Below are 24148 nucleotides of genomic sequence, written 5' to 3' on the forward strand. Positions count from 1 at the left end.
ATCACTGCCACCGGCGTGGCGAGATTTCCTCGGCCACAGCGCAAGCGCCACGACGAAACGTAGCAATTAGCCGTTGGAGTCCGCGCACGGAACTATAGTCCGCGGTATCCCACCCAACCCACCAGGACTCCCGTGATGCCACCTCACCCCTCGTTGCAGATCGCATCCGTAGTGCGACTCGACCTCCTCAGGCACGCCCGGGACCGTGTCCGGAGCATGCGCAACGGCACCCGTCCGGTGACGTTGCGGGGCCAGGGAGCAGATGGGCACGTGCACCTCCAGCGAGGGACGTCACGCGTCCGCGCACGCGTCACGGACCGGTTCGACGCGTGGGCGCTACGTGACCACTGCCGCGACCGCGTCCTCGCTGCGATCGCCGAGGCAGGCATCAGGGGCCTCGAGATGCCCGCGGTCGGCGCCGAACCGCATCGCATCGTCGTCTCGTCCGCGGACGTCGGAGCCGTCGACGCAGCCCTGCGTCACCTTCCACCGGCAGACGATGTCCACGCCATCGACCTCGGCCGCTGGCTGGGACGCATCCGACCCGTCGCCACCATGCCGGAACTTCGTCCGGGATCCGTCGTTCGCCTGTACCTGCCCCAGGTCTCACTGACGGGACGACCACTCCCCACGGAGGTGCTGGGGGTCGACCTCGAGGTATGGACCGAACTCGACGCGCCGAGCCCGTCCCCCGACGGAGGGGAGCATGCCTTCGGGACCCTGCGCTCGCCCCGAGCCAACCAACGGGCGCGGTTCCTGCCACCGGGCGGCCTGCAGGCGCCTCCCGCCGCCGTTCGCGCCGTCCCACTGGAGCAGGTGAACTTCCCCGTCGATGCCGTCTACACCTGGGTCGACTCCAGCGACCCGGCGTGGCAGGCAGAGTTCGCGAGAGCAGACTCCCACGGCGCCGACGACGTGCAGGCCACGTCCCGATCGCCATCTCGCTTCGCCTCACGGGACGAGCTGCGCTACTCCCTTCGCTCCCTCGTCGCGTATGCCAGCTGGATCCGACGCATCCACATCGTCACGAACGGCCAGGTGCCGCCATGGCTCGACACCACCGACCCACGGATACACGTCGTGAGCCACGTCGAGATCTTCCCCGACCCCGCCGACCTGCCGACGTTCAACTCGCACGCCATCGAGGCCTGTCTGCACCGAATACCAGGGCTCTCCGACCACTACCTGTACTTCAACGACGACGTCTTCCTGGCGCGGCCGCTGCGACCTGAGCACTTCTTCAGCGCCAGTGGTCTCATCCGCTACTTCCCGTCCTTGATCCCGATCGACGACTCGGACACCTCGGACGCCGACCTGCCGGTCGTGTCCGCGTTCAAGAACGGCCGCGCCGTGATCGAGCGCCGGTTCGCACGACGCCCCCTGACCCGCCCCCGACACACCCCACACCCCCAGCACCGTCAGGTGATCGAGGAGATCGAGACCGCCGAACCCGCCCTCCTGGCACGGACGCGTCGCTCGCGGTTCAGGTCCGTCGAGGACATCTCGCTCGCGGCACAGCTCCAGTCGTACTGGGCCGCCGCTACCGGCCGAGCTGTGGCGATGGACGTCGCGTACGAGTTCCTCGACATCTGGGGGCCCGACGTCGACGCCCGGATCGATCGCCTGCTCACGCGCGACGACGTGGACTTCTACTGCCTCAACGAGACCAATTCGGACCCGGACCAGGCGTCGATCGCGGATGACCGGGTCAACCGGGTCCTGACGACCCTGCTGCCGTTCGTCTCTCCCTTCGAGAAGGACGGCCACGGTGCCACGTCACGGTGACCTCGGTATGGCCGGGGCAGGAACCCCCGGTCGGTCACCGTCGTCGGACCCGCACGGGCTGCCCCGCGATACATTTGGCCCGATGCGCAGAGACCCACGTTGATCCACATGCCCTCTGTCGCCCTCCTCGCCCAGAAGGCCGTGAGGGCCCGCCGCGAGCGCCGGCTGGCCCGTCCCGCACCCGTCGGACCGTACTCACGGATCCGACTGGACATGCGCCAGTCCGGCCGGACGCTCACCCTCGAGGCGCTCACCGGGCCGATGCTGCACTTCCACGACGTGTGGCTGCTCCTGGCTGACGACTGGATCCGAGTCGGCTCCTGGGAGTCCAGCGACGTCATGTCCTCGGGAGAGCCGGCTCTGAGACACCGGTCGACCATCGACCTCGACGTGATCGCGCCCGAGGCCCCCCCGGACCCCGACGCCGACGAGGCCGAACCCGGCGCGATCACATCGGTCTGGGTCTCCGTCACGGAGGATCGTCAGCGACCTCCGCGCTACGCGACCGAGGTCGTCGCGACGGACACGACCTTGTCCTACCGCGTTCCCCTCGGACGATTCCGGCGGACGCCGCTGCCCGGCTTCTCCCCCGTGACGAACTCGGCCGGGCAGTTCGTCTTCCCTTACGTCAATCGCAACGGCCACCTCGCATTGGCCATCGACCGTCCCCTTCGCGCGACGCTGCGCGTCGAGGTCGCCCACTTGCAGGTCAGCGCCGGACGCCTGGTGATCGCCGGCGCTCTTGCGTCGCGGCACGCCACCTTGACGACGGCCCGGCTGCACCTCGTCGGTCGGGACGGCGTCTACCGGTCGAGCAGCGCGGCGACGATCAGCCTCGACACGGACAGGACCGTGCGGACCTTCAGCGCGCGCCACTACGAGTTCTCCTCGGAGCACGACTTCCGCCGCGACCTCGAGGGGGGGCTGGCCACCAGCGACACGATTGCGGACCTGTGGGTCGAGGCCACCACCGACGAGGGCGAGACCGTGTGGGGCCGGGTCGGCCGCACTCCCTATCTCGTACGGCGGGGAACCAATGACGGCTGGGTGACATCGGGCGAGAGCACACTGGCCATCACGCCGTACTACACCTTCAAGGCCAAGTACCCCTCCTTGCACCTGGAGCTGTTCCCTGCGGATGCGTACCGGCACCTGCAGAAGCTCATGCGTCCCGGATCCCGGTCGCTGCAGCGTCTCCGCCCCGGCGCCAAGCCTGTCTGGCTGGTCGGTGAGCGTCCCTCCAAGGCCCAGGACAACGGCCTGCACCTCTTTCGTCATCTGCGTGCCCACCATCCCGAGATCGACGCGTACTACGTCATCGAGAAGGATTCCCCGGAGCGAGAGAACCTCGCGGGGCTGGACCACGTCCTCGAGTTCAAGTCGCTCGAGCACGTCGCGGTGTGTCTGCGCGCGGACCGTCTGATCGGGACCCATCACCCCAACTTCCTCTATCCCACGCGCACGCCAGGCTTCGCCCGTCTGATGAAGATGCCCAAGGTGTTCCTCCAGCACGGCGTCATGGGGACGAAGTGGATGGCCCCCAACTACGGCAAGCGGATCAGTTCCTTCCAGACAGACCTCTTCCTCGTCTCCTCCGAGCGCGAGAAGGAGTACATCGTCCAGGACTTCGGCTACCGATCAGACGAAGTGGCCGTCACCGGGCTGGCCCGGTTCGATGCCCTCTTCGACGGATCAGTCACCCCGATCACGGGTCAGATCCTCGTGCTCCCGACGTGGCGCGACTGGCTGCAGGACCCGGCTGCCTTCACCGACACCGACTACTTCCAGCAGTGGCACGACTTCCTCACCAGTCCCCGTCTGGCGGCACTCCTGGAGCAGCAGGGCGCCCACGTCGTGTTCTGCCTGCACCCGAACATGCAGCAGTTCAGCCGACACTTCGACGTCGAGGGCGTCACCGTGGTCCAGCAGGGTGCCGTCGACGTCCAGCACCTGCTGAAGCAGAGCGAGGTCATGGTCACGGACTACTCGAGTCCCGGGTTCGACTTCTCCTTCCTGGACAAGTCCGTCATCTACTTCCAGTTCGACGTCCGCCGCTTCCTGGGGCGCTGGGGCAGCCACCTCGACCTGGGCAATGAGCTCCCCGGCCCCATCACCTCCGACCTCGACACCGTCATCGACCTGCTCGCCGATGCCCTCGCGCGAGGCGGGAGCATCGAGCCCAGGTATGCCGCGAGGGTGTCCCGGTTCCTCACCCACCGCGACCGCCGGAACAGTGAGCGGATCGTCGAGGCGATCCACTCCGCACGACGGGACCAGTCAGTGCGACAGACCGTCGAGCAGAGCGAGCTCGTGCAGCTGCTCATCCGACGTGCGCGTCGCCACCGGTACTACTTCCCCCTCATGCGCCGACTCATCGCCGTGGCACGGATGCTGCCGGCTCGGGAGGCCATCGTCTTCGAGAGCGGCCTGGGCCGTCAGTACGGTGACAGCCCTCGCTACATCTACGAGGAGCTGGTCCGGCGCAAGGACCCTCGGCGCAAGATCTGGGTCCACGACAAGTCCATCCCGGTGTGGGACCCGGGCCTCGTGGTCGTCAAGCGGCTGTCCCCGGCCTACTTCTGGCACCTGGGACGGTCCCGTTACTGGGTCAACAACCAGAACTTCCCCCACTACATCCGCCGCCGCCGCGATGGCGTCTTCGTGCAGACGTGGCACGGCACGCCCCTGAAGCGCATGCTCCACGACCTCGACGAGGTCGTCGGTCGCGACGACGGCTACGTCGATCGCGTCGACAGGGCGATCGGCCAGTGGACCACCCTCCTCTCACCCAGCCCATACGCCACGCAGGCCTTCCGCTCCGCCTTCAACTACGACCGGGACGTACTCGAGACGGGATACCCGCGCAACGACATCCTGTGTCTGACGGACACGTCCACGCTCGCCGAGCAGGTGCGGCAGCGCCTGCAACTGCCGGAGGGCAAGCAAGTCGTCCTGTACGCCCCGACCTTCCGTGACGACAGCCGGAACGGACGCGGATTCTCCTTCGAGCTGCCCTTCGACCTCGAGCGCTTCGTCCGGGAGATGGGTGACGACGTGGTCCTCCTCCTGCGGATGCATGTCCTCATCGCCGACCGCCTGGCAGTCCCTCCGGAGCTGAAGCACCAGGTCATCGATGTGTCGCGATACTCGGACATCCAAGAGCTCATGCTCGTCAGCGACGTCCTGGTGACCGACTACTCGTCCGTCTTCTTCGACTACACATTGCTTCGGCGCCCCATGGTTTTCCACGCGTACGACCTCGCTAGCTACCGCGACGCCCTGCGCGGCTTCTACCTCGACTACGAGGCAGAGGTCCCCGGCCCAGTCACGACCACCGAGGACGAGCTGCTCGGCGCCCTGCACCACAGCCTGTCCGTGGATGGTGCCGACCGGTCGACCACCGATGCGTTCATCGCCCGCTTCGCCCCACACGACGATGGTCACGCGGCCGCGCGAGTGGTCGACGCACTACTCCCCCCTCCGCGGCCCGGCTCGACCCGGTACTGATTCGCGGGGCCCTCATCGGTGTTCGCCGCCGTCAGCCTTCCCCGCCGCCGGTGAAGATCTCGTGGTCAGGAGCGGGCCGTCGGGGTCCTGCGTGAGATCGCGGTCCTGATCCAGGTGCGAGCGCGAACGGGCAGTCGGGAGCTGATGCCGGACCGGACCCTCCTGCGCACTGTGTCGAGGGTGCTGGGGTCGGGAGACTCCTCGGCACGGTTCGCTCGGCTCCGCTCACGGTTCGCGCGGTCGTACTCCGCTCTCAAACGACCCAGCACGGGCGGGAGGACCGCGGACGTGAGTGCCAGAAGGGCCTGGTCGCTCACCTCGCTCGGTCGCACAGCGTGGGACTGGTCCGGCGTGTCCCGCAGATCAGCCAGGTCGCCGACCACATCGAAGCCGCCCGCCTCGAGTGTCGCGATCGCACCGTCGGTGTGCACCTCGAGGGCCGCCAGCTCATCGGGGAGCAGGCGGATCTTGTGCCCGGCCTCCCGCGCGAGCAGGTTGTGGCTGAGGTAGTTCCTGATCCACCTGTACTTGTCGTACCCGTCGCTGCCGACCTCCTCCAGCAGCTGCGGCCCGATCAGCTGCATCAGGCGAGCGGCCTCCGCAGTCAACGACTCGTTGGCGAAGGCCTTGTTCTGCGTCAGCTCCGTCTCCGGGATCTCGCAGGCCTGCGCGAACCGGGTCCACAGCACCGAGGACGGTGTACCGCTGGGTGGCAGCGTCACGAGATGGATTCGGTCGTGGGGGACGTGCTTCCCCCATCGGGGCAGGACACGAGATGGGTCCAGGGTTGCCCAGTTCCAACGTTCGTTGTCGGCGGTCTCCATCGACTCGAGCATGTCAGCGAGGTCGATCGAGTCACCGAGCTTCAACCGCTCCTGCCACGCGGCCGGGAGCGTGCGCGCTGCGCTTCGCGCGGTGAAGACGACGTGGACCTCAGCAGGCTGGAGCCCCTCGATCAACCGCGCGATGAGCGCGTCGGGAACCATCGTGAACCACTCGCACGACACGAGTGCGTTGCCCGGCCAGGCAGCGATCTCGCTCCGCAGCTGCGTCCAGCCCCTGTGCTGCGCCGGGCTGGGGGAGTCGGTGCGGGCCCACGCGGCCATCGCGATGTGCGTCCTGCGCGTTGGTCCGGGGAGGAGGACGCCCGCCTGCTGCAGGAGGGGCTTGTTGCTCCACACCGTGGTCTGCAGGAAGGTCGTCCCCGACTTCGGTGCGCCGATGTGTAGGTATACGCGCTCTGCCACGGGGTCACCTTACGACAGCCGCGTCCGTCCCGACCGGTTCAGGATTCCCCCTCCGTCGTCGTACCGGGCGCCCCGTCCGTGCGTCTCAGGCGTCGAACCGCCGCGACGTGACGATCATCAGCAGGAAACCTCCGGCCGTCGCCAGGGCCAGGGGCAGCGAGAGGAGCAGCCACCACTGGAGGACGACGCCCTCGCCGACGACGTCCACCGCGGACAGGACGAGACCGAGGGTCGCGGCGACGAGGGTGATGAGGGAGAACTCGATCGCCACAAACGCGCGGAAGAAGGGGAAGAACCGCAGCAGGCTGCGCGCGGACCGCAGCCCGGCCGATCGGGAGGCCGCGGTCTGGGCGTCCTCCTCCCCCTTCGGCAGGCCCGCGTAGTGGCGGGCGACGTGGACGATGTCGCCGAAGGACTTCTTGAGCAGGACCACGCACGCGGTGAGTGCGCCGACCGTGGTCCACCCTCCGATCGACCCGAGACCACCGTCGACGTGGACACCCAGCGCGATGGGCAGTGCGGCCTCCGTGACGTAGTGGCCCACCCGGTCGAGGTAGACACCCATCGGCGAGGACGTCCCGCGCCAGCGGGCGACCTCACCGTCCGAGCAGTCGATCAGGATCTGGAACTGCATCAGGAAGGCACACGCGAGGACCGCCCACCAGGAGGGGATGACCAGGACGGCGGCACCGATCACCCCGACGAGGATCATCAGCCACGTCACGCCGTTGGCCGATATTCCCGTCGGCAGGATCGCCCGGGTGAAGTGGAGGGACATGCGCCGCAGGTAGAGCGTGCCGGCCCAGTGCTCCGAGTTGCGTCGACCCACCACGGTCGGCGGCTGGGCCACCGCACGCAGCTCCTCCAGCGAAGGGCGTCCGGCGCGAGGGTTCTGCTCGATCACGTGTGTCCTGTAGGTCGTGGCGTGGCTGGTGTCCGCGTGTCGTCCTCGAGGCCAATCGCCGTCGCGAACTCGTCCAGGGCGCTGGCGTTGTAGGCATCGACGTCCAGTGCGGTGAAGGCCGGACGCGCGGAAGCGAGCTCCATCATGGCATGTCGGACCGCGTCGTCATCGCGAGGAACCACCACACCGCACCCTTCGGGAACCACGCCCTCGACGGAGGAGAAGGCCGTGGTCAGCACCGGCGTCTTCAGCGCGAGCGCCTCGAGGATGACCATGGGCAGCCCCTCGTGCTCGCTGGTCAACGCGAAGTAGCCGGCCGCCGCCACCACGGGGAAGGGGTTGGCCACTTGCCCGGTGAGGAAGACCGACCGCTCGACCCCCAACTCGACCGTGAGGGCGCGCAGCTCACCCTCCAGTGGTCCGGAGCCCATGATGACGACGGTGACATCGTGCCCGGCAGCGCGCGTGGCCGCTGCTGCGCGGATGAGCCGTGCCTGGTTCTTCTCGTGGGTGAGCCGGCCGGCAGTGACGAAGGTCGTCGTGCCCGCGTCCCGCAGAGTGGCCACCACCCGCTCGTCGAGCCCGAGGTCCTCGAGGGGGACCTGCGCGAGCGAGCGCACCCGGGACTCGTCGATGACATTACGTGCGCTGCGGAAGCTTGCGTTGCCGGCGTACCCGGCCAAGGAGCGCTCGTTCACCCGGGACAGCGACTCCGACACCGAGACCAACCGGTCGTAGCGGCGATAGAGGCTGAAGACCTGCTCCAGGTGCCGGGCGCGCGCGTTGCCGTGCTCGGCACTGCTGGCCACCTCGGCGGCCAGGTCGTTGTGCAGCCAGATCGAGTGCGTGCGCACATCGCCGGGGGCGACACCGCGCGACATCAGCAGGGCCCAGTAGGGCGAGTAGCCACCGAAGTCGATCACGTGGTCGAACTCCACCGAGCCGAAACACCGCCCCCACTCGTCCTGCAGGAGACGGACGAGCCGGCTCACGGGCACGGCAGCGTGGTCGGCCCCGAGCCGCTCGAGCAGGTGTCGGAACCACACCACGCGCTTCGGGCCGTTGATCCCACCGACCTTGGGCAGGAGGCGCACTCGGCTGTCGACCGCCTCCGCGAAGGCACCGGGGTCGGCGTTGCGAGCGGGCCCCCATGCGACCGAGACGTCGACGCCGTCGAGGTCGATCTCGCCCAGGAGGGCGATGAGCGAGGAGGTGACGCCGTTGTGTTGCAGTGATCCGCCGTGGATCAGCACGCGGGGAACCCGCTGCCCGCCGTGGGTCCGCTCCGACAGTGACGTGCACCGGCCGACCGACGGCTGGGTACCCCCGAAGACCACGTCCACCACGCGCTCGGCGGCCCCTCCGTCGTCGAAGGGGGCGTACCGCTCCGCCCACTCATGGCGGACGTCAGCGCGGCCTCCCCCGCCGGCCACGTCCACGGCCGTCTCCTCCGGCGTCGTGCACAGGTGACCCGGCAAGTCCTCCGCGGGAAGGTAGAGCGGCCGGAGTCGCTCGTAGGCCGCGTGGTCCGGCACGTGGAAGGTGATCGGCAGGCGGGGGTCTGCCAGCGCGTCGAAGAGGATGCTGGAGTAGTCCGTGACGAGGTGGTCGGTGACCGCGAGGGCCTCGTTCGCCGGGACGTCGGGAGGCACCAGCACGCCCCGGAGCGAGGGGAGATCCTGCGCCTGCGCGTGCACCACGGGGTGCGCCTTGACGAGGACCTGCCAGTCGTCACCAAGCACCCTGCTGAGCTCAGTGACGAGCTCATCCACGGCGTCGGTGTCGAGACGCGGGTCCGCGAAGGCCTCACCGCGCCATGTCGGCGCGACGAGCACGACCCGCCGCCCGTCCAGCGTCACGCCACGAGTCCGCAGGTGCTCGCGCACCTCGCGACGACGCTCGCCGGTGGCGTCCACCTGGACGTCCGTACGGGGCATGCCCACCTCGAGCACGGACCCGGGGGCGATCCCCTCGAGGCGGTACGCCCGGCGGTACATCGTGTCCGTCATGTACGGCCCTGAGGAGAGCAGATGGTCCGCCGCGAGGAAGTTGCGGATGACATTGGCTGCCCCGAGCGCCCCACCGGGGACGTCGTACCCCATCGACTTCAGCGGGGTGCCGTGCCAGGTGTTGACGTAGGTCTGGCCCGCGCGTTTGCCGAACTCCGCGGGGAAGGTCGAGTTGTTGACCAGGTAGCCGGCCGTCGCGAGGTACCGGAAGTAGGCCGGGGTGCGATACCCCACGAGCCGCACCCGCCCCTCGTCCAGACCGAGCGCCCGCAGGTGCTTGCGGGCACGTCGACGGCGCTCGTCGTCCGCCACGACCCAGACGTGGTGCAGGTGGTCGAAGTCCGGCGCTCGGACGAGATGGCGGAAGATCGCGTACGGACTGTCGACCAGCCCTACGCCGAAGGTCGCCTCGTAGAAGACGGTGTCGCTCTCGACCGGTCGGGTCCGCCAGTGGGCGACCCACTGCGCGCGGGGCATGCGTCGGGCGCGGTGGAGCACCGACCACACCTGCTTCGTCCTCGCCATGCGCACCTCTCGTCCTGATCTCCCTGCAGGGCAGTCTATGAACCGGTCGGTATGATCACCCGCATGTACCCCGCGAGGCCCGGCCGCCCCGCGCCCTCACGGGCACGACGGCCGAGAAGGAACGACTGTGGCTGACGTCGCCCAAGCAGCCGGGCGGGCCTCCGTTCCCCCTGCGCCACCCGTCGAGGAGGCGCGGAAGCTGGCAGATCGACACGGACTGCGAGCGCTCAGCGAGCGCCCGCCGCTGCGCCAGTACCTGAGAGACCTGTGGCAGCGTCGTTCTTTTCTCTGGACCCTGTCGTCGGCAGAGTCGCGCGCACAGAACGAGGCCAACTACCTGGGCCAGCTGTGGGCGGTGCTCAACCCGGCCCTGCTCATCACGAGCTACTACCTGATCTTCGGACTGCTCCTGGGCACGCGAGGGGGGATCGACAACTTCGTCGGCTTCCTCGGCATCGGGGTCATCATGTTCGCCTTCACCTCGACCGTCATCACCCGAGGGGCCAAGGCGATCACCGGGAAGCTCAACCTGGTGCGCACGCTGCACTTCCCCCGGGCGATCCTGCCGGTGTCGGTGACCTTGACCGAGCTGCTGGCCTCGGTCCCGGGTTTCGCGCTGCTCTTCGTGCTGATGTTCGCCACCGGGGAACGACCCGATTGGGAGTGGCTGCTCTTCCCGGTCGCCGTCGCGATGCAGGGTCTGGCGCTGCTGGGCTTCGCCTTCATCGCGGCCCGCCTGGTCAACGCCTCCCCGGACATCGCCAACCTCATCCCGATCATCGTCCGCCTGCTGCGCTACGTCTCCGGGGTCTTCTTCCCCGTCGTGCACTACGTGGAAGGCTTCCCGACGGTCGTCCAGGAGGTGCTGACCATGCAGCCCTTCGCGCTGATGCTCACGACCGGTCGGCAGTCGTTGCTCAACGGCGAGGCAGTGGTCCTCTCGGACTGGCTCATCATGGCCGCCTGGTCAGTCGGTGCCGCGGTGGTGGGGCTGGTCCTCTTCTGGCAGGCGGAGACGAGGTACGGCCGTGGCTGACCCGAAGAGCGCGGACGAGAAGGCATCCACGGATGCGGCGCCGACGGTCGTCGTCAGCCACGTGAGCGTGACCTACCGGGTCCTCGGCGGCGAGCGCCGGGGGGCACCCAGCAACCAGGGAGAGCGTCGCTCCCTTCGCCAGCTGCTCCTGCCGGGTACGGGCACACCCACTCGTACTCGCGAGATCCACGCGGTCAAGGACGTCAGCTTCGTCGCCCGTCACGGCGAGTCGATCGGCATCATCGGCCGCAACGGTTCGGGCAAGTCCACCCTGCTGCGGGCGGTGGCCGGCCTCATTCCTCCGTCGGAGGGGAGGCTGTGGGTCTCCGGCGAGCCCTCGTTGCTCGGCGTCAACGCCGTACTGATCAACAAGCTGAGCGGCGAACGCAACATCTACGTCGGGGGGCAGGCCCTCGGGTTGACCACCGCCGAGATCGACGAGAAGTTCGACGACATCGTCGAGTTCTCCGGGATCGGCGATGCCGTCTACCTGCCGATGAGCACGTACTCCTCCGGCATGGGCGCCCGCCTGCGTTTCGCCATCTCCACCGCCGCAGCACCCGACGTCCTGATGATCGACGAGGCCTTGGCCACCGGGGACGCCTCCTTCCGGCAGCGAAGCGCCGAACGCATCGCCGAGATCCGGGATGCGGCCGGTACCGTCTTCCTGGTCTCCCACTCCAACTCCAACATCCGCGAGATCTGCGACCGGGTACTGTGGATTGATCAGGGCCGACTGATCATGGACGGACCCACGGAGCAGGTTCTCCCTGCCTACGAGGCGCTCCTACCCAAGAGCAAGGCTCCCAAGAAGAAGGCCCGCCGCGAGCCGGACGTGCCCGGCACCGTCCGCTGGACGGGTACCACCCGCTTCCAGACCACCCGCGCGATCACCAGCGAAACCTGGGCCCCGGGGGTGGCCGGATGTTTCGTCGTCAGCGTGGAGCGCATGGCCATCGCGCGGATGGTCGCCCCGATCGCGGCCCGTCTCGGCTGGCCGATGCTGTGGGTGCGCCCCGGCTCCATCCCCGAGGCCACCCGCGACGAGCTGGGTCGGCTCGCCCCCGAACGCGTCATCGTCGCGGGCGGCGAGGGCCTGGTGGACGCCGAGAGGTACAGCCGCATCGAGGAGTTGGTCAGCGGCACGGTCGAGCGGCTGGGTACGGACGACCCCGCCCGGGCAGCGGCCCAACTGGTCGAGGCCTTCCCCCCGCGGGACCGCTCGACCGTGTACGTGACCCACCCGGACAACGCCGGGCGCACCCCCGTGACATCCCTGCAGGCGGCAGTGACCGGTCGTGCCGTGGTCGTGTGCGACACCGTGGGGGTGACGGATGAGCTCACCGCCGCCCTGTCGGACCTGCGGCCACGGCGACTCGTCCTCGTCGGCTACGAGGAGGAGTGGCCCACAGACGTCGTCGATGCACTGCGGCACGCCACCGACGCCGAGATCGGGTACTCCCCGGAGGGTGGACCGATGGCCCGGGCGGCCGGGCTGTGGGAGGACAGTGAGCCTGGCGGGCGGGCGATCGTCTCCGGCGCCGCGGCCGTCGAGATGCTCTCCGCCACCGTCGCCTCCGCGCACACCCGCGCCCCGATGCTGCTGGTGACGTCTGGCCGGCTCCCGGCCATCGTGCACACCGCCTTGGAACGCCTCGCGCCTTCCGAGATCGTGCTCGCCGGGGCGGTCGAGGCACTCCCGCCGGATCTCCGGCAGACCCTCGGCGAGATCGTCACCACCGGGTCACCGGCGGCCGAGGCCACTCGCCCGCTGCAGGCGTGAGGGCGGGCGCCCGGTCCCGCTCCGCAGGTCCGACCAGCAGCTCGCGGCACAGGGGACCGATGGGGCACTCCGTCCCGGAACCATGTACCGTGGGGACCACGAGAAACCACACAGATCCGGGTCCACTCAGGCAGTTCCGCATCCCCATCGGGGACGCGGGGTGATCTGAGTCGGCCCGCACTAGCGTATGAGGGGGTCACGCCATGGGGCGCGGCCGAGCGAAGGCGAAGCAGACCAAGGTTGCCCGCGAGCTGAAGTACTACTCGCCCGACACCGACCTGCGAGCGCTGGAGGCGGAACTTCACGGCAAGTCTCACGGGCGCACCGAGCGTGCGCACGACGAAGAGCACCACGTGGACGACGACGACGAGTCCTGGTCCGACGCGGAGCGGTAATATTCTCTGACCGGCAGGGCTGGCACGGCCCTGCGTCAGATCAACCCCTGACGACGCGCTTCGGCGACCGCGGCAGCACGCCCCGAGACGCCGAGCCGACCGTAGGTGTGTGACAGGTGTGACTTCACGCTCGAGAGGCTGAGGTACAGCTGCTCGGCCACGTGCTTGTTCCCCAGTCCCGCACCCACCAGCCGCAGCACCTCGACCTCCCGTTCCGACAGGGGCGGAGTTTCCCGGGGTGTGCGCTGGACGAGGGGTCCGGTCACCGGCTGGTCCAGATCAGCGCGCTCCCCCCGTGCGGCAGCACGGACGGCAGCGCCGATCTGCAGCGGTGTGCTCGACACGACGAGAGCGCCACGGGCTCCCGCGGCGATGATGCTCTCGGCAGGCACGTCGTCCTCGATGAGGGCGACCCACGCAGGGCCCTCGTGCGCCCGTGCGGCGGTCAGGACCTCGACGGGGTCACAGCCGAGCCCCCCGACGAGCAGGATGACGTCCACCTGCGGGGTCGTGGCGACCTCGGTCTGCGTCGCGGCCGATGTGACGGTCTCCAGGTCCGGGTCCGCGCCGAGGACGGCGACGAGGGCATCCCGACGGCGTTCGTCGGCGTCGGCGACGAGGATCCGGATGGCGGGTGTCAGGCGTACTCCCCGACGACCTGGACGGCGCCGCCGTCCACGCCCTTGGCGCCCTGGACGACCTCGCTGTCGGGCGCGGTGGTCGCGGTCCCGGCATCGCTGACCTCACCGAGCACCCACGCGTCGATGCCGGCGGCCCGGGACCGGGCGATCGCCGCGTCGGCATCACCCTGCGGCAGGGCCGCGACGAAGCCGATGCCCATGTTCAGGGTGCGCTCCAGGTCGGATTGCGGGACCGAGCCGAGCCGACCGACGAGGGAGAAGATCGCTGGTGGGGTCCAGGTCGAACGGTCGACGCGCGCCAGCGTGCCGGAGGGCATCACCCGGGCCAGGTTGGCCGCCAGACCGCCACCGGTGACGTGGCTGAGCGCATGGACGTCGACCTCCGCGGACCGCACGAGGTCCAGCAGAGCGCGGGTGTAGATACGCGTCGGCTCGAGCAGCTCCTCACCGAGGGTGCGGCCCAGCTCGTCGACGTGGCGGTCGAGCTCCCACCCGGCGGCGGCGATGACCCGACGCACGAGGGAGTAGCCGTTGGAGTGCAGGCCCGAGGAGGCGAAGGCCAGGACGGCGTCACCAGCGACCACGCGATCCGGGCCGAGGACGGCGTCGTGCTCGACGACGCCGGTGGCGGCACCGGCCACGTCGTACTCGTGCGGGTCGAGCAGGCCGGGGTGCTCCGCGGTCTCGCCGCCGACCAGCGCGACACCGGCGAGCTCGCACCCCTTCGCGATGCCCGCCACGATCGCCGCGATGCGCTCCGGGACGACCTTGCCGGTCGCGATGTAGTCGGTCATGAAGAGCGGTTCGGCACCGCAGACGACGATGTCGTCGACGACCATGCCGACGAGGTCCTGGCCGATGGTGTCGTGCGTGTCCATCGCCTGCGCGATCGCGACCTTGGTGCCGACTCCGTCGGTGGAGGTGGCGAGCACGGGGCGGCGCATGCCCTGCAGGGCACTGGCGTCAAACATCCCGGCGAAACCACCGAGACCGCCGAGGACCTCCGGGCGAGTGGCCCTGCGGACCGACTCCTTCATCAGGTCGACGGCCTTGTCGCCGGCCTCGACGTCGACTCCGGCATCGGCGTAGGTGATCGGGGACTGCTGGGTCACGGGCGTCGCACCGCCTCTTGTGTAGGGCTGAACTCGAGCTCGAGCAGACCCTTGCCGAGGCGGTCCTCGGAGGGCAGCTCCATGGGGTAGATACCGGAGAAGCAGGCCGTGCACAGCTGATCGACCGGTTGCTCGGTGGCCGCAACCATGCCGTCGTGGCTGATGTAGCCAAGCGAGTCCGCGCCGAGCGAGGTCGCGATCTCCTCGACCCCCAGCCCGGTGGCGATGAGCTCTGCCCGGGTCGCGAAGTCGATGCCGAAGAAGCACGGCCACTTGATCGGCGGCGAGGAGATGCGCACGTGGATCTCGGCGGCACCCGCCTCGCGCAGCATCCGCACCAGGGCGCGCTGGGTGTTGCCGCGGACGATGGAGTCGTCGACGACGATGAGGCGCTTGCCCTTGATGACGTGCTTGAGCGGGTTGAGTTTCAGGCGGATGCCGAGCTGGCGGATGGTCTGGCTCGGCTGGATGAACGTGCGCCCGACGTAGGCGTTCTTCACCAGGCCCTGGCCGAAGGGGATGCCCGACTCCTGCGCGTATCCGATGGCCGCCGGGGTGCCGGACTCCGGGGTCGGCATGACCAGGTCGGCCTCGACCGGGTGCTCTCGGGCGAGGGTTCGCCCCATCTCGACACGGGCCTCGTGGACCGTGGTGCCGTTGATCGTCGTGTCGGGGCGGGCGAGGTAGACGTACTCGAAGACACACCCCTTGCGAGCCGGCTCGGCGAACTGCTGGGTACGCAACCCGTCCTCGTCGATGGTGACCAGCTCGCCGGGCTCGACCTCGCGGACGAAGGAGGCGCCGACGATGTCCAGGGCGGCGGTCTCGGAGGCAACGACCCAGCCGCGCTCGAGGCGGCCGATGACCAGGGGTCGCAGGCCCTGTGGGTCCCGTGCTGCGTAGAGGGTGTTCTCGTCCATGAAGACGAAGCAGAAGGCGCCGCGCAGCTTGGGCAGCAGCTCCATCGTGGCCGCCTCGAGGGTGCTCTCCTGGTCGTGCGCCAGCAGGGCCGTGACCAGGGCCGTGTCGGTGGTGTTGCCGCGGCGCAGCTCGCCGTCGGTGATGCGGTGGATCTTGCTGTCGGCGTCGGAGAGCTCGTCGCCACGCGCCTCGACGAGCTCGCGCAGCTCGGCGGAGTTGACGAGGTTGCCGTTGTGGGCGAGGGCGACGGTGCCGCTGTGGTGTCCGCCGAGCGTGGGCTGGGCGTTCTCCCAAGTGGCGCCACCGGTGGTCGAGTAGCGGCAGTGCCCGACCGCGATGTGCCCCCGAAGGGTGGACAGGCTGCGCTCGTCGAAGACCTGCGAGACCAGCCCCATGTCCTTGTAGACCAGGATCTGCTTGCCGTTCGAGGTCGCGATACCCGCCGACTCCTGCCCGCGGTGCTGCAGGGCGTAGAGGCCGTAGTAGGTCAGCTTCGCGACGTCCTCGCCGGGGGCCCAGACACCGAAGACGCCGCAGGCGTCCTGGGGGCCCTTCTCCCCGGGGATCAGGTCATGGGACAACTGTCCGTCTCCGCGTGGCACGGGGTCCAGTCTCCCACAGCCCGGGAGGCGGGCACAGTGTGGCCGACCGGCCCCCTTCGTCTACTTGCGGTAGGTGAGGAGCGCTGCGACGACGGCTCCGACGAGACCACCGGCACAGAGACCGACGACACTCATGAATCCCAGGGCAGCGCTCGGGTCGTAGCTGATGTTGTAGCCCCCGTCGGTGTTCGGTCCGAGCAGCGAGATGACCCCGAAGACGATGAAGCCGATGATCGCCCCGGTGGCGATGAAGGGGATGGGCTTCGGGCGGCTGGGTGGCTTGCTGGTCACTGCCCCATCGTAGGTCGGGCGCCCGGACGGTCGGGAGGCGCGGCCGTGGGGGTCGGTAGAGTCACGGAAGGCCGGGCTGCCACCGACCTGCGATCGAAGGACCCTGACATGCCTGTCTTCCGCCAGGACGAACGCAAGTTCCTCTTCGTCCACATCCCCAAGACCGGTGGTTCCAGCATCGAGCGCGCCTTCGCCGATGTCGGGTACAAGACGCTCTACCGCGACGGTCGGGTGGGGCCGGCGTCGTGGAGCAGCATCCGCCGGTGCACGCCGCAGCACATGCACCGCGAGATGCTGGAGATGATCCTGCGGATCGACCAGTTCGACGGCATCTTCACGGTCGTACGGGACCCCATGGCACGGATCAGGTCCGAGTACCTCTGGCGGCACCGGCACGTCGACTTCTCGGTCGACGGCAAGTCCGTCGAGAAGTGGACCGCCAAGACCCTGCGCCGCTACGGCAAGGACCCCTTCATCTTCGACAACCACATCCGTCCGCAGGTCGAGTTCCTGCTCGATCGCGCACTGGTCTTCCGCTTCGAGGACGGGCTGGACGCGATGGCCGCCACACTGAACAAGAAGTGGAAGCTCGGCCTCCCCGACGAGCTGCCCCGCCTGCGCGAGGGGGCGACGGCGACCAGGTACTCGAGCAGGGACGTCGAGGTCACGGACCGGACACGACGGCTCGTGACGGACTTCTACCGCGAGGACTACGAGCGCTTCGGTTACCGCACCTGAGCGTCGTAGATTGACCGCATGGACCCGCAGCGCCCGCACGCCGACGTCCCCGGGATGACGCTCCCCACGCCCCGCACCCCCGACCCGGCCACCGCACCCGGCCTGCGTTGGGGGCTGCTCGGGGCGGGCTGGATCGCCTCGCAGATGGCCTTCTCCCTGCGGGGCACCACCCAGGAGGTCGTCGCCGTCGGCTCCCGGGACGCGGAGCGGGCGCAGGCCTTCGTCGCCGAGCACGCCCCGGGCGCCCGCGCGCACGGCGACTACGCCTCCCTCGTCGCCGACGCGGACGTCGACGTCGTCTACGTCGCCAGCCCGCACAGCGAGCACCTCGAGCACGCCCTGCTGGCCATCGCGGCCGGCAAGCACGTCCTCGTCGAGAAGCCGATGGCCCCCACCGCCGACGAGGCCCGCCGGATCGTCACGGCTGCCCGCGAGGCAGGCGTCTTCTGCATGGAGGCGATGTGGACCCGCTTCCTGCCGCACATCGACGTGCTGCGGCAGGTCCTGCAGATCGAGCTGCTCGGCGAGGTGAGCACGGTCCTCGCCGATCACGGCATCCGGCTGTGGCCGGACGGCCCGCAGCGACTGGCGGACCCGTCGCTGGCGGGTGGGGCCATGCTCGACCTGGGCATCTACCCGCTCTCCTTCGCCTCGCTCACCCTCGGCGGGCTGGAGCGGGCCACGGGCCTGGGTGACCTGACCGACCTCGGGGTCGACCGGCGCTTCGCCTTCGTCGCGCAGGGCCGCAGCGGAGCGGTCGCCTCGCTCTCGACGGACATGTCCGCGGGCACCCCGACGACCGCCTCGGTCAACGGCACGTGGGCCCGCCTGGAGCTGGAGTCGATGTTCTACATGCCGACGACGATGCGCCTCGTCGGCGCGGACGGGGTCGTCCTCGACACGATGACCGGCGACCCGATCGAGCAGCACCGCGGCCTGCGCCACGAGGCGATCGAGGTCGCGCTGCGCGTGACCGCCGGCGAGACCGAGTCGCCGATCATGCCGCTCGAGGAGACCGTGGCGATCCTGACGGTCATGGACGAGCTGCTCGGCTCCCTTCGCCGCTGAGCGGCAGGTACGCGGACAGGTCGGTGCGCTGACCGCTGACCCGCACGCTCCCTTCGCGCAGGGCTTCGGGCCACGTGCGGTCACCGACCGCCAGGGCCAGCCACGTCTGCGGGTCGGTCTCGACGACCGCCGGCGGGGTGCCGCGGGTGTGCACCGGACCCTCCACGCACTGCGTCGCGGCGAAGGGCGGGACCCGCACCTCGACGCTGCGGCCGGGGGCGCGCTCGGCCAGCTCCTCGATCGTGTAGCGCACGGCGGTGGCGAGGACCGCCCGGTCCACGGGGGTGTCGTCAGCGCTCGACCACGCCCACAACGCGGCCACGCCCTTGTCCACGGGGATGCGCCGTCGTCCAGCCATGTCCCCAGTCTCGCACCACCGACCATTCGTCGCCCGGTCGACTCAAGGACACCGTTCGCACCCCCATTCGGCGCCCGGATGCGGCATGGTTCGTCGTGTCCGCTGCGCGGGCACGCCACGCCAGCTCCATCGGGAGGAACACATGTCCATCACCTCACGGGGCGCCTCGCTCGTCGTCGGCGCGGGTGCGGCCCTCGCACTCGTCGCCACGGCCGGGGCCGCCCACGCCGCCGACCCGGTCGACCCGGGCGGCATCGACCCGGCACTGACCGCGATCAACGTCCTCAACATCAACGACTTCCACGGCCGCATCGACAGCGACGGCACGGGTGCCCTGGGCAAGAACGTCGCGTGCACCATCGAGTCGGCCAAGACCGCGCTCGGCGAGAAGGACACCCTCCTGCTGTCCGCGGGCGACAACATCGGCGCCTCCCCCTTCGTCTCCTCCTCGCAGCAGGACACCCCGACACTGGAGTTCCTCAATGCGCTCGGCATGGACGCCTCCGCGGTCGGCAACCACGAGTTCGACCGCGGCTTCGCCGACCTGACCGGGCGGGTGAGCGACACCGCGGACTTCGACTACCTCGGCGCCAACGTCTACGACAAGGGCACGACCAGCCCCGCGCTGGACGAGTACTCGATCCAGGAGGTCAACGGCCTCGACGTCGCGGTCATCGGTGCCGTCACCGGCCAGACCTCATCCCTCGTCTCCCCCGCGGGCATCACGGAGGTCGAGTTCGGCGACCCGGTCGCCGCCGTCAACCGCGTGGCCACGCAGCTGACGGACGGTGACGACGCCAACGGCGAGGCCGACGTCGTCATTGCCGAGTACCACGAGGGCGCCACGAGCGGGGCGAGCACTCTCGCGGAGCAGCTCGCGCTCGGCGGGGCCTTCGCGAACATCGCCAACAACACCTCCGGTGACGTCGATGCGATCTTCACCGGCCACACCCACCAGCAGTACGCGTGGGACGCGGCCGACCCCGACGGCGGCACCCGACCGATCGTCCAGTCCGGCTCCTACGGTGACCCGGTCGGCCAGGTCGAGCTGGGCGTCGACCCCGACACCGGCGAGGTGAGGCAGTACGCGTCCAGCCTGCTGCCGACACTCGAGTCCTCGCAGGAGTGCGTGGGTGACGCCGAGTTCGACGCCGCCGCGAGCATCGTCGACACGGCCGTCGCCGAGGCCGAGGTCATCGGACGGGAGGTCATCGGTGAGGTCTCCGACGACATCACCACCGCTGTCCCGGTCGACGACGAGCGCGACGACCGCCAGCGCGAGTCGACCCTGGGCAACCTCACCGCCGACATCTGGCTGGATGCGATGAACCTTCAGGGGCGCCCCGGCGCCGACATCGGCATCATGAACCCGGGCGGCCTGCGTGACGAGCTCTACTACGAGCCCGCCCGCGACGAGGCCCCCGGAGCGGTCACCTTCGCGGAGGCCGCGGCGATCAACCCCTTCGCCAACACGCTGATGACGGTCGACGTGACCGGCGAGCAGTTCATCACGGCGCTGGAGCAGCAGTGGCAGCCCGACGGCGCCTCGCGGCCCTTCCTCAAGCTGGCCGTCTCGGACAACGTCTCCTACACCTTCGACCCGGACGCGGCGGACGGTGAGCGGATCACGTCCGTGACGGTCGACGGGGAGCCGATCGACCCGGCAGCGACGTACACGGTCACCTCGGGGTCCTTCCTGCTCAGCGGTGGCGACAACTTCACCGTCCTGGCGGAGGGCAGCAACTCCACCGACAGCGGCCTGATCGACACCGACGCCTTCGTCGACTACTTCACGGCCCGCGATGTCGTCGAGCCGGACTTCGCCAAGCGTGCGATCGCGGTCGATGCCCTGCCGAGCGAGCTCGTCGCAGGCGAGAAGGTCTCCTTCACCGCCTCAGGCTTCGACCTGACCTCCGTGGACTCCCCGACCAACACCGAGGTGGAGGTCCTCGTCGGGGAGACGTCCCTGGGGACCTTCCCGATCACGGCCGGCCTGATCGATGGCCTGCCGACGCGCAACGGCACGGCGGACATCGCGGCCACGGTCCCGGAGGGGATGACCGGTGACGCGGCGATGACGCTCGTGGCCTCCCCGAGCGGGACCACGTCGACCTTCCCGGTGACGATCGCCGGCGGCGCTGCCGACCAGGGCGACACCGACCAGGGCGACACCGACGGGGCCGGCACGGACGACGGAGCCGCGGAGCCGGAGCGTCCGGACCTGGTCCAGACCGACGGCTTCGTCCAGGGCCCCGGCTCGACCGTCTCGGCCTTCCTGGTCCTCGTCGGGGTGGGCATGCTTCTCGGACTCGCGCTGACCCGCCGCTCTCGGTCCTGAGCCGCCCCCTCGGAGGGGGACGCGCGTCGATCGGGCGCGCGTCCCCCTTCGTTGTCCGCTCTCCCCTATACGAAGTGCTGCTGGCCGCACCTTGTTGAGTCAGCCGCAGCTCGTGGTGGGGCTGGCCATACGAACTGGAGCCAGCAGCACTTCGTATGGGGGAGGATCAGCGGGTGGGTGAGCAGACGGAGATCGAGTTCGTGCCGGACGAGCACGGCGGGGTGACGGTGATGCGCGACGGACACCCGCAGAGCCACGTCGACGTCGAGGACCCTGAGCACCTGGTCTTCGAGTACGTACAGCACATGGCCGCCGCGATCGACGCGATCTTCCCCGGCTCCGACCCGATCGGGGTCACCCACGTCGGTGGGGCCGGGCTGAGCCTGCCGCGCTGGGTGCACGCCACCCGTCCGGGATCCCCGCAGATCGTGCTCGAGCCGGACGAGCGACTCACCGCCGCGGTGCGCGAGGAGCTGCCGCTGCCGCGCGGGCACCGCATCCGGGTGCGCCCCCAGCTGGGCCGCCCCGGGGTCGCGGCCCTCAAGGACGCCTCCGCCCACGTGGTGCTCGTCGACGCCTTTGACGAAGGGAGGGTCCCGGCCGACCTGCAGACGCTCGAGTTCTTCGCCGAGGTCGCGCGGGTGCTGCGTCCGGACGGGTTCGTCGCCATGAACTGCCCGGACGAGCCCGCGTGGAAGCACGTGAAGGACGTCGTGGCCGGGCTGCAGGAGGCCTTCCGCCCGCTTCGAGGCTCGGCCGCGGGCGGCCTCGCACCTCAACGAGCGGGAGGAGAAGCCAGCCTCGCGTTGGTCGCGATGCGTGACGTGATGAAGGGGCGGCGCTACGGCAACACCGTCCTGCTCGCCTCGCCCGGGAGCATCGACGCGGACGAGGTCCGCCGTCAGGTGGGCCGGTGGCCCTTCCCCTCCGGTGTGCTCGCCGGAGCCTCGCTGACCCGGCGCACCAGCGGCGGCAAGCCGATCCTCGATGGCGAGTTCCGCCCTTCCCCGACCGCACCCGACCCGGGAGTCTGGCGAACGCGCTGATTGCTCCCGTCCGAGTGTGCCGGCGGCTACGGGTGAGGTACTCCGACAACGGCCACCACATGCGTTGGAGATAGAGACTCATTCGTGATCTGTCCGGGGCTCGTGCTTGGTAGTCTCGCGCCCGTCGGCGCACGACGATGTGGACTGTTGACCTCGTCGCCAGTGCGATCCTTCCGACGCTGACTGAAAGGAACATCTGATGCGGTCTCACCGTGCTCTCGCTCTCATCGCAGCCTCCGCACTGGCCTTGACGGCCTGCGGCGGCAGCAGTGACGACTCCGAGGGCGGCGGCGACGACGCCGGCCTCGGTCTCATCAAGTCCGGATCCCTCACGGTGTGCTCGGACATCCCCTATCCGCCCTTCGAGTTCGAGAAGGACGGCGAGTACACCGGCTTCGACATGGACCTGATGAGCGAGATCGCCTCCGGGCTCGATCTCGAACTGGCGATCAAGGACGTCGGCTTCGACGGCCTGCAGAGCGGGTCCGCCCTGGCCGCTGGCACTTGCGACATCGGCGCCAGCGCGATGACGATCACTGAGGAGCGGGAGAAGAACCTCAACTTCTCCGAGCCCTACTACGACTCGCTCCAGTCGTTGCTCGTGCCCGAGGACTCCGACATCAAATCCATCGAGGACCTGGCCGGCAAGACCGTCGGCGTCCAGCAGGGCACCACCGGACAGAAGTACGCGCAGGAGAACATCCCCGAGGACGCCAAGGCCACCGCCTACCCGAGCGACGCCGAGCTGTTCCCGGCGCTGCAGTCCGGCGGTGTCGACGCCGTCCTGCAGGACCTGCCAGTGAACCTGCTGCACACCCAGGAGGGTGCCTTCACCATCGTCGAGGAGTACGACACCGACGAGCAGTACGGTTTCGCCGTGAAGGAAGAGGGGGCCGAGAAGCTGCTCGAGGCAGTCAACGAGCAACTCGCCACCCTCCGCGAGGACGGCACGTACGACGAGCTCTACGACAAGTACTTCACCGAGAAGTGAGGTGCTCGTGGCCCGGCCCCTGGCGGCCGGGCCACCGTCTTCCCTGACCATCGGAAGGTCCACGTGTGAAACCCTCCACCCGCAGACGCCTGTTCCGCGGCACTCTGTACGCCGTCTTCGTCGTTGTGGTGGTCCTTGTCGTCATCGTCGCCGACTGGGAGGCCGTACGTACGAGTTTCCTCGACCCGGGCGCCGCCAAGGCGTCCTGGCCGGAGATCGTGACGACCGCAGCGAAGAACACGGTCCTCTACACCTTCATCGCCTTCTTGGGCGGCCTGGCCCTCGGCTTGGTGCTTGCGCTGATGAAGCTCTCGCCGGTCGCCCCCTACCGCTGGGTCGCCACCGGGTACATCGAGCTCTTCCGCGGTCTGCCGGCCCTGCTGGTGATTTTCGGCTTCGCCTTCGCCGTGCCGATCGCCTTCGCCTGGCGGCCGCCGGGCGGGCCCATCGGAGCCGGCCTGCTGGCCCTGATCATCGTCTCGGCCGCCTACATCGCCGAGACGATCCGCGCCGGCATCCAGGCCGTCCCGAAGGGGCAGATCGAGGCTGCCGAGTCTCTGGGGATGAGCCCGAGCTGGACGATGGTCTCGGTCGTGCTTCCGCAGGCCTTCCGGATCATCACACCGCCGCTGACCAACGAGCTGGTCATCATCATCAAGGACACCTCGCTGCTCTTCGCCGCCGGCATGGCCCTGGGCGATCGTGAGCTGACCACCTTCGGTCGTGACCTGACCTCGCAGACGGCCAGCCCGACGCCGCTGTTCCTGGCTGCTCTGGGTTACCTGATCATCACGGTGCCGCTGACCCAGCTGGTGGCCCACATGGAACGACGCCAGAAGAGGGGACAGTGA

19 protein-coding genes are annotated in these 24148 nt (G+C 69.3%); 11 read left to right on the plus strand and 8 right to left on the minus strand.

Annotated features, from left to right (window positions below; translation table 11 throughout):
* The first annotated feature begins 216 nt into the window (after positions 1-216).
* Together BJY20_RS06925 and BJY20_RS06930 are read left to right on the plus strand one after the other, a co-directional pair.
* On the plus strand, positions 217-1785 hold the full coding sequence (locus BJY20_RS06925) for a Stealth CR1 domain-containing protein (protein ID WP_185990850.1): 1569 nt from the start codon (positions 217-219) through the stop codon (positions 1783-1785).
* Between the two features lie 108 nt (positions 1786-1893).
* Positions 1894-5292 (plus strand): CDP-glycerol glycerophosphotransferase family protein, encoded by a 3399-nt coding sequence (locus BJY20_RS06930; RefSeq protein WP_246297125.1) that lies wholly within the window; start codon positions 1894-1896, stop codon positions 5290-5292.
* Between the two features lie 65 nt (positions 5293-5357).
* On the opposite strand, the gene BJY20_RS06935 is transcribed toward BJY20_RS06930, so the two are convergent.
* From BJY20_RS06935 to BJY20_RS06945, 3 genes are all read right to left on the minus strand, one after another.
* A complete protein-coding gene (locus tag BJY20_RS06935) occupies positions 5358-6539 on the minus strand; it encodes a hypothetical protein (protein WP_185990851.1) in 1182 nt (393 codons plus the stop codon).
* Positions 6540-6624: 85 nt separating this feature from the next.
* The gene (locus BJY20_RS06940; protein WP_185990852.1) at positions 6625-7443 is read right to left on the minus strand and encodes a CDP-alcohol phosphatidyltransferase family protein; all 819 of its coding nucleotides are present in this window, start codon (positions 7441-7443) and stop codon (positions 6625-6627) included.
* Positions 7440-9977 (minus strand): glycosyltransferase, encoded by a 2538-nt coding sequence (locus BJY20_RS06945; protein WP_185990853.1) that lies wholly within the window; start codon positions 9975-9977, stop codon positions 7440-7442. Before BJY20_RS06945 ends, BJY20_RS06940 begins: the two co-directional genes overlap by 4 nt.
* Positions 9978-10104: 127 nt before the next feature.
* Between BJY20_RS06945 and BJY20_RS06950 the strand changes: the two genes are divergently transcribed.
* From BJY20_RS06950 to BJY20_RS06960, 3 genes are all read left to right on the plus strand, one after another.
* Positions 10105-11013, plus strand: a complete 909-nt coding sequence (locus BJY20_RS06950; protein WP_185990854.1) for an ABC transporter permease — start codon at positions 10105-10107, stop codon at positions 11011-11013.
* Positions 11006-12796: an ATP-binding cassette domain-containing protein gene (locus tag BJY20_RS16435; RefSeq protein WP_185990855.1), complete on the plus strand. Its 1791-nt coding sequence runs from the start codon at positions 11006-11008 to the stop codon at positions 12794-12796. The genes BJY20_RS06950 and BJY20_RS16435 overlap by 8 nt, the downstream gene beginning before the upstream one ends.
* A 203-nt stretch (positions 12797-12999) precedes the next feature.
* Positions 13000-13191 carry a DUF3073 domain-containing protein gene (locus BJY20_RS06960; protein ID WP_185990856.1) on the plus strand — a complete coding sequence of 64 codons (192 nt, stop codon included), beginning with the start codon at positions 13000-13002 and terminating at the stop codon, positions 13189-13191.
* Positions 13192-13226: 35 nt separating this feature from the next.
* On the opposite strand, the gene BJY20_RS16440 is transcribed toward BJY20_RS06960, so the two are convergent.
* The 4 genes from BJY20_RS16440 to BJY20_RS06980 all read right to left on the minus strand — a co-directional run bounded on the left by BJY20_RS16440 (position 13227) and on the right by BJY20_RS06980 (position 16758).
* Positions 13227-13691, minus strand: a complete 465-nt coding sequence (locus BJY20_RS16440; RefSeq protein ID WP_185990857.1) for a LuxR C-terminal-related transcriptional regulator — start codon at positions 13689-13691, stop codon at positions 13227-13229.
* A 137-nt stretch (positions 13692-13828) separates the two neighbouring features.
* Positions 13829-14944: a phosphoribosylformylglycinamidine cyclo-ligase gene (purM, locus tag BJY20_RS06970; protein WP_185990858.1), complete on the minus strand. Its 1116-nt coding sequence runs from the start codon at positions 14942-14944 to the stop codon at positions 13829-13831.
* Entirely contained in the window at positions 14941-16467 is a 1527-nt protein-coding gene (gene purF / locus BJY20_RS06975) for an amidophosphoribosyltransferase (protein ID WP_185990859.1), read from the minus strand. Before purF ends, purM begins: the two co-directional genes overlap by 4 nt.
* 60 nt (positions 16468-16527) lie before the next feature.
* Positions 16528-16758 carry a hypothetical protein gene (locus BJY20_RS06980; RefSeq protein ID WP_185990860.1) on the minus strand — a complete coding sequence of 77 codons (231 nt, stop codon included), beginning with the start codon at positions 16756-16758 and terminating at the stop codon, positions 16528-16530.
* A 108-nt stretch (positions 16759-16866) separates the two neighbouring features.
* On the opposite strand from BJY20_RS06980, the gene BJY20_RS06985 reads away from it, so the two are divergent.
* Both BJY20_RS06985 and BJY20_RS06990 read left to right on the plus strand, forming a co-directional pair.
* The gene (locus tag BJY20_RS06985) at positions 16867-17496 is read left to right on the plus strand and encodes a sulfotransferase family 2 domain-containing protein (protein ID WP_185990861.1); all 630 of its coding nucleotides are present in this window, start codon (positions 16867-16869) and stop codon (positions 17494-17496) included.
* A gap of 18 nt (positions 17497-17514) precedes the next feature.
* On the plus strand, positions 17515-18564 hold the full coding sequence (locus BJY20_RS06990) for a Gfo/Idh/MocA family protein (protein ID WP_246297126.1): 1050 nt from the start codon (positions 17515-17517) through the stop codon (positions 18562-18564).
* Here the strand turns inward: BJY20_RS06990 and BJY20_RS06995 are convergent.
* Entirely contained in the window at positions 18530-18922 is a 393-nt protein-coding gene (locus BJY20_RS06995) for a sterol carrier family protein (protein ID WP_185990862.1), read from the minus strand. The two genes, BJY20_RS06990 and BJY20_RS06995, sit on opposite strands and share 35 nt — an antisense overlap.
* A gap of 142 nt (positions 18923-19064) precedes the next feature.
* Here BJY20_RS06995 and BJY20_RS07000 point away from each other — a divergent pair, with 142 nt between their 5' ends.
* The 4 genes from BJY20_RS07000 (at position 19065) to BJY20_RS07015 (ending at position 24148) form a co-directional block, all read left to right on the plus strand.
* Positions 19065-21260, plus strand: coding sequence for a bifunctional metallophosphatase/5'-nucleotidase (locus BJY20_RS07000; protein ID WP_185990863.1), 2196 nt, complete (start codon positions 19065-19067; stop codon positions 21258-21260).
* Positions 21261-21433: 173 nt separating this feature from the next.
* Entirely contained in the window at positions 21434-22306 is an 873-nt protein-coding gene (locus BJY20_RS07005) for a spermidine synthase (protein WP_343062806.1), read from the plus strand.
* Positions 22307-22505: 199 nt separating this feature from the next.
* Positions 22506-23297, plus strand: a complete 792-nt coding sequence (locus BJY20_RS07010; protein WP_185990865.1) for a basic amino acid ABC transporter substrate-binding protein — start codon at positions 22506-22508, stop codon at positions 23295-23297.
* Between the two features lie 65 nt (positions 23298-23362).
* On the plus strand, positions 23363-24148 hold the full coding sequence (locus tag BJY20_RS07015; RefSeq protein ID WP_185990866.1) for an ABC transporter permease subunit: 786 nt from the start codon (positions 23363-23365) through the stop codon (positions 24146-24148).

It is taken from the genome of Janibacter cremeus, from assembly GCF_013409205.1.
Lineage (GTDB): Bacteria > Actinomycetota > Actinomycetes > Actinomycetales > Dermatophilaceae > Janibacter > Janibacter cremeus.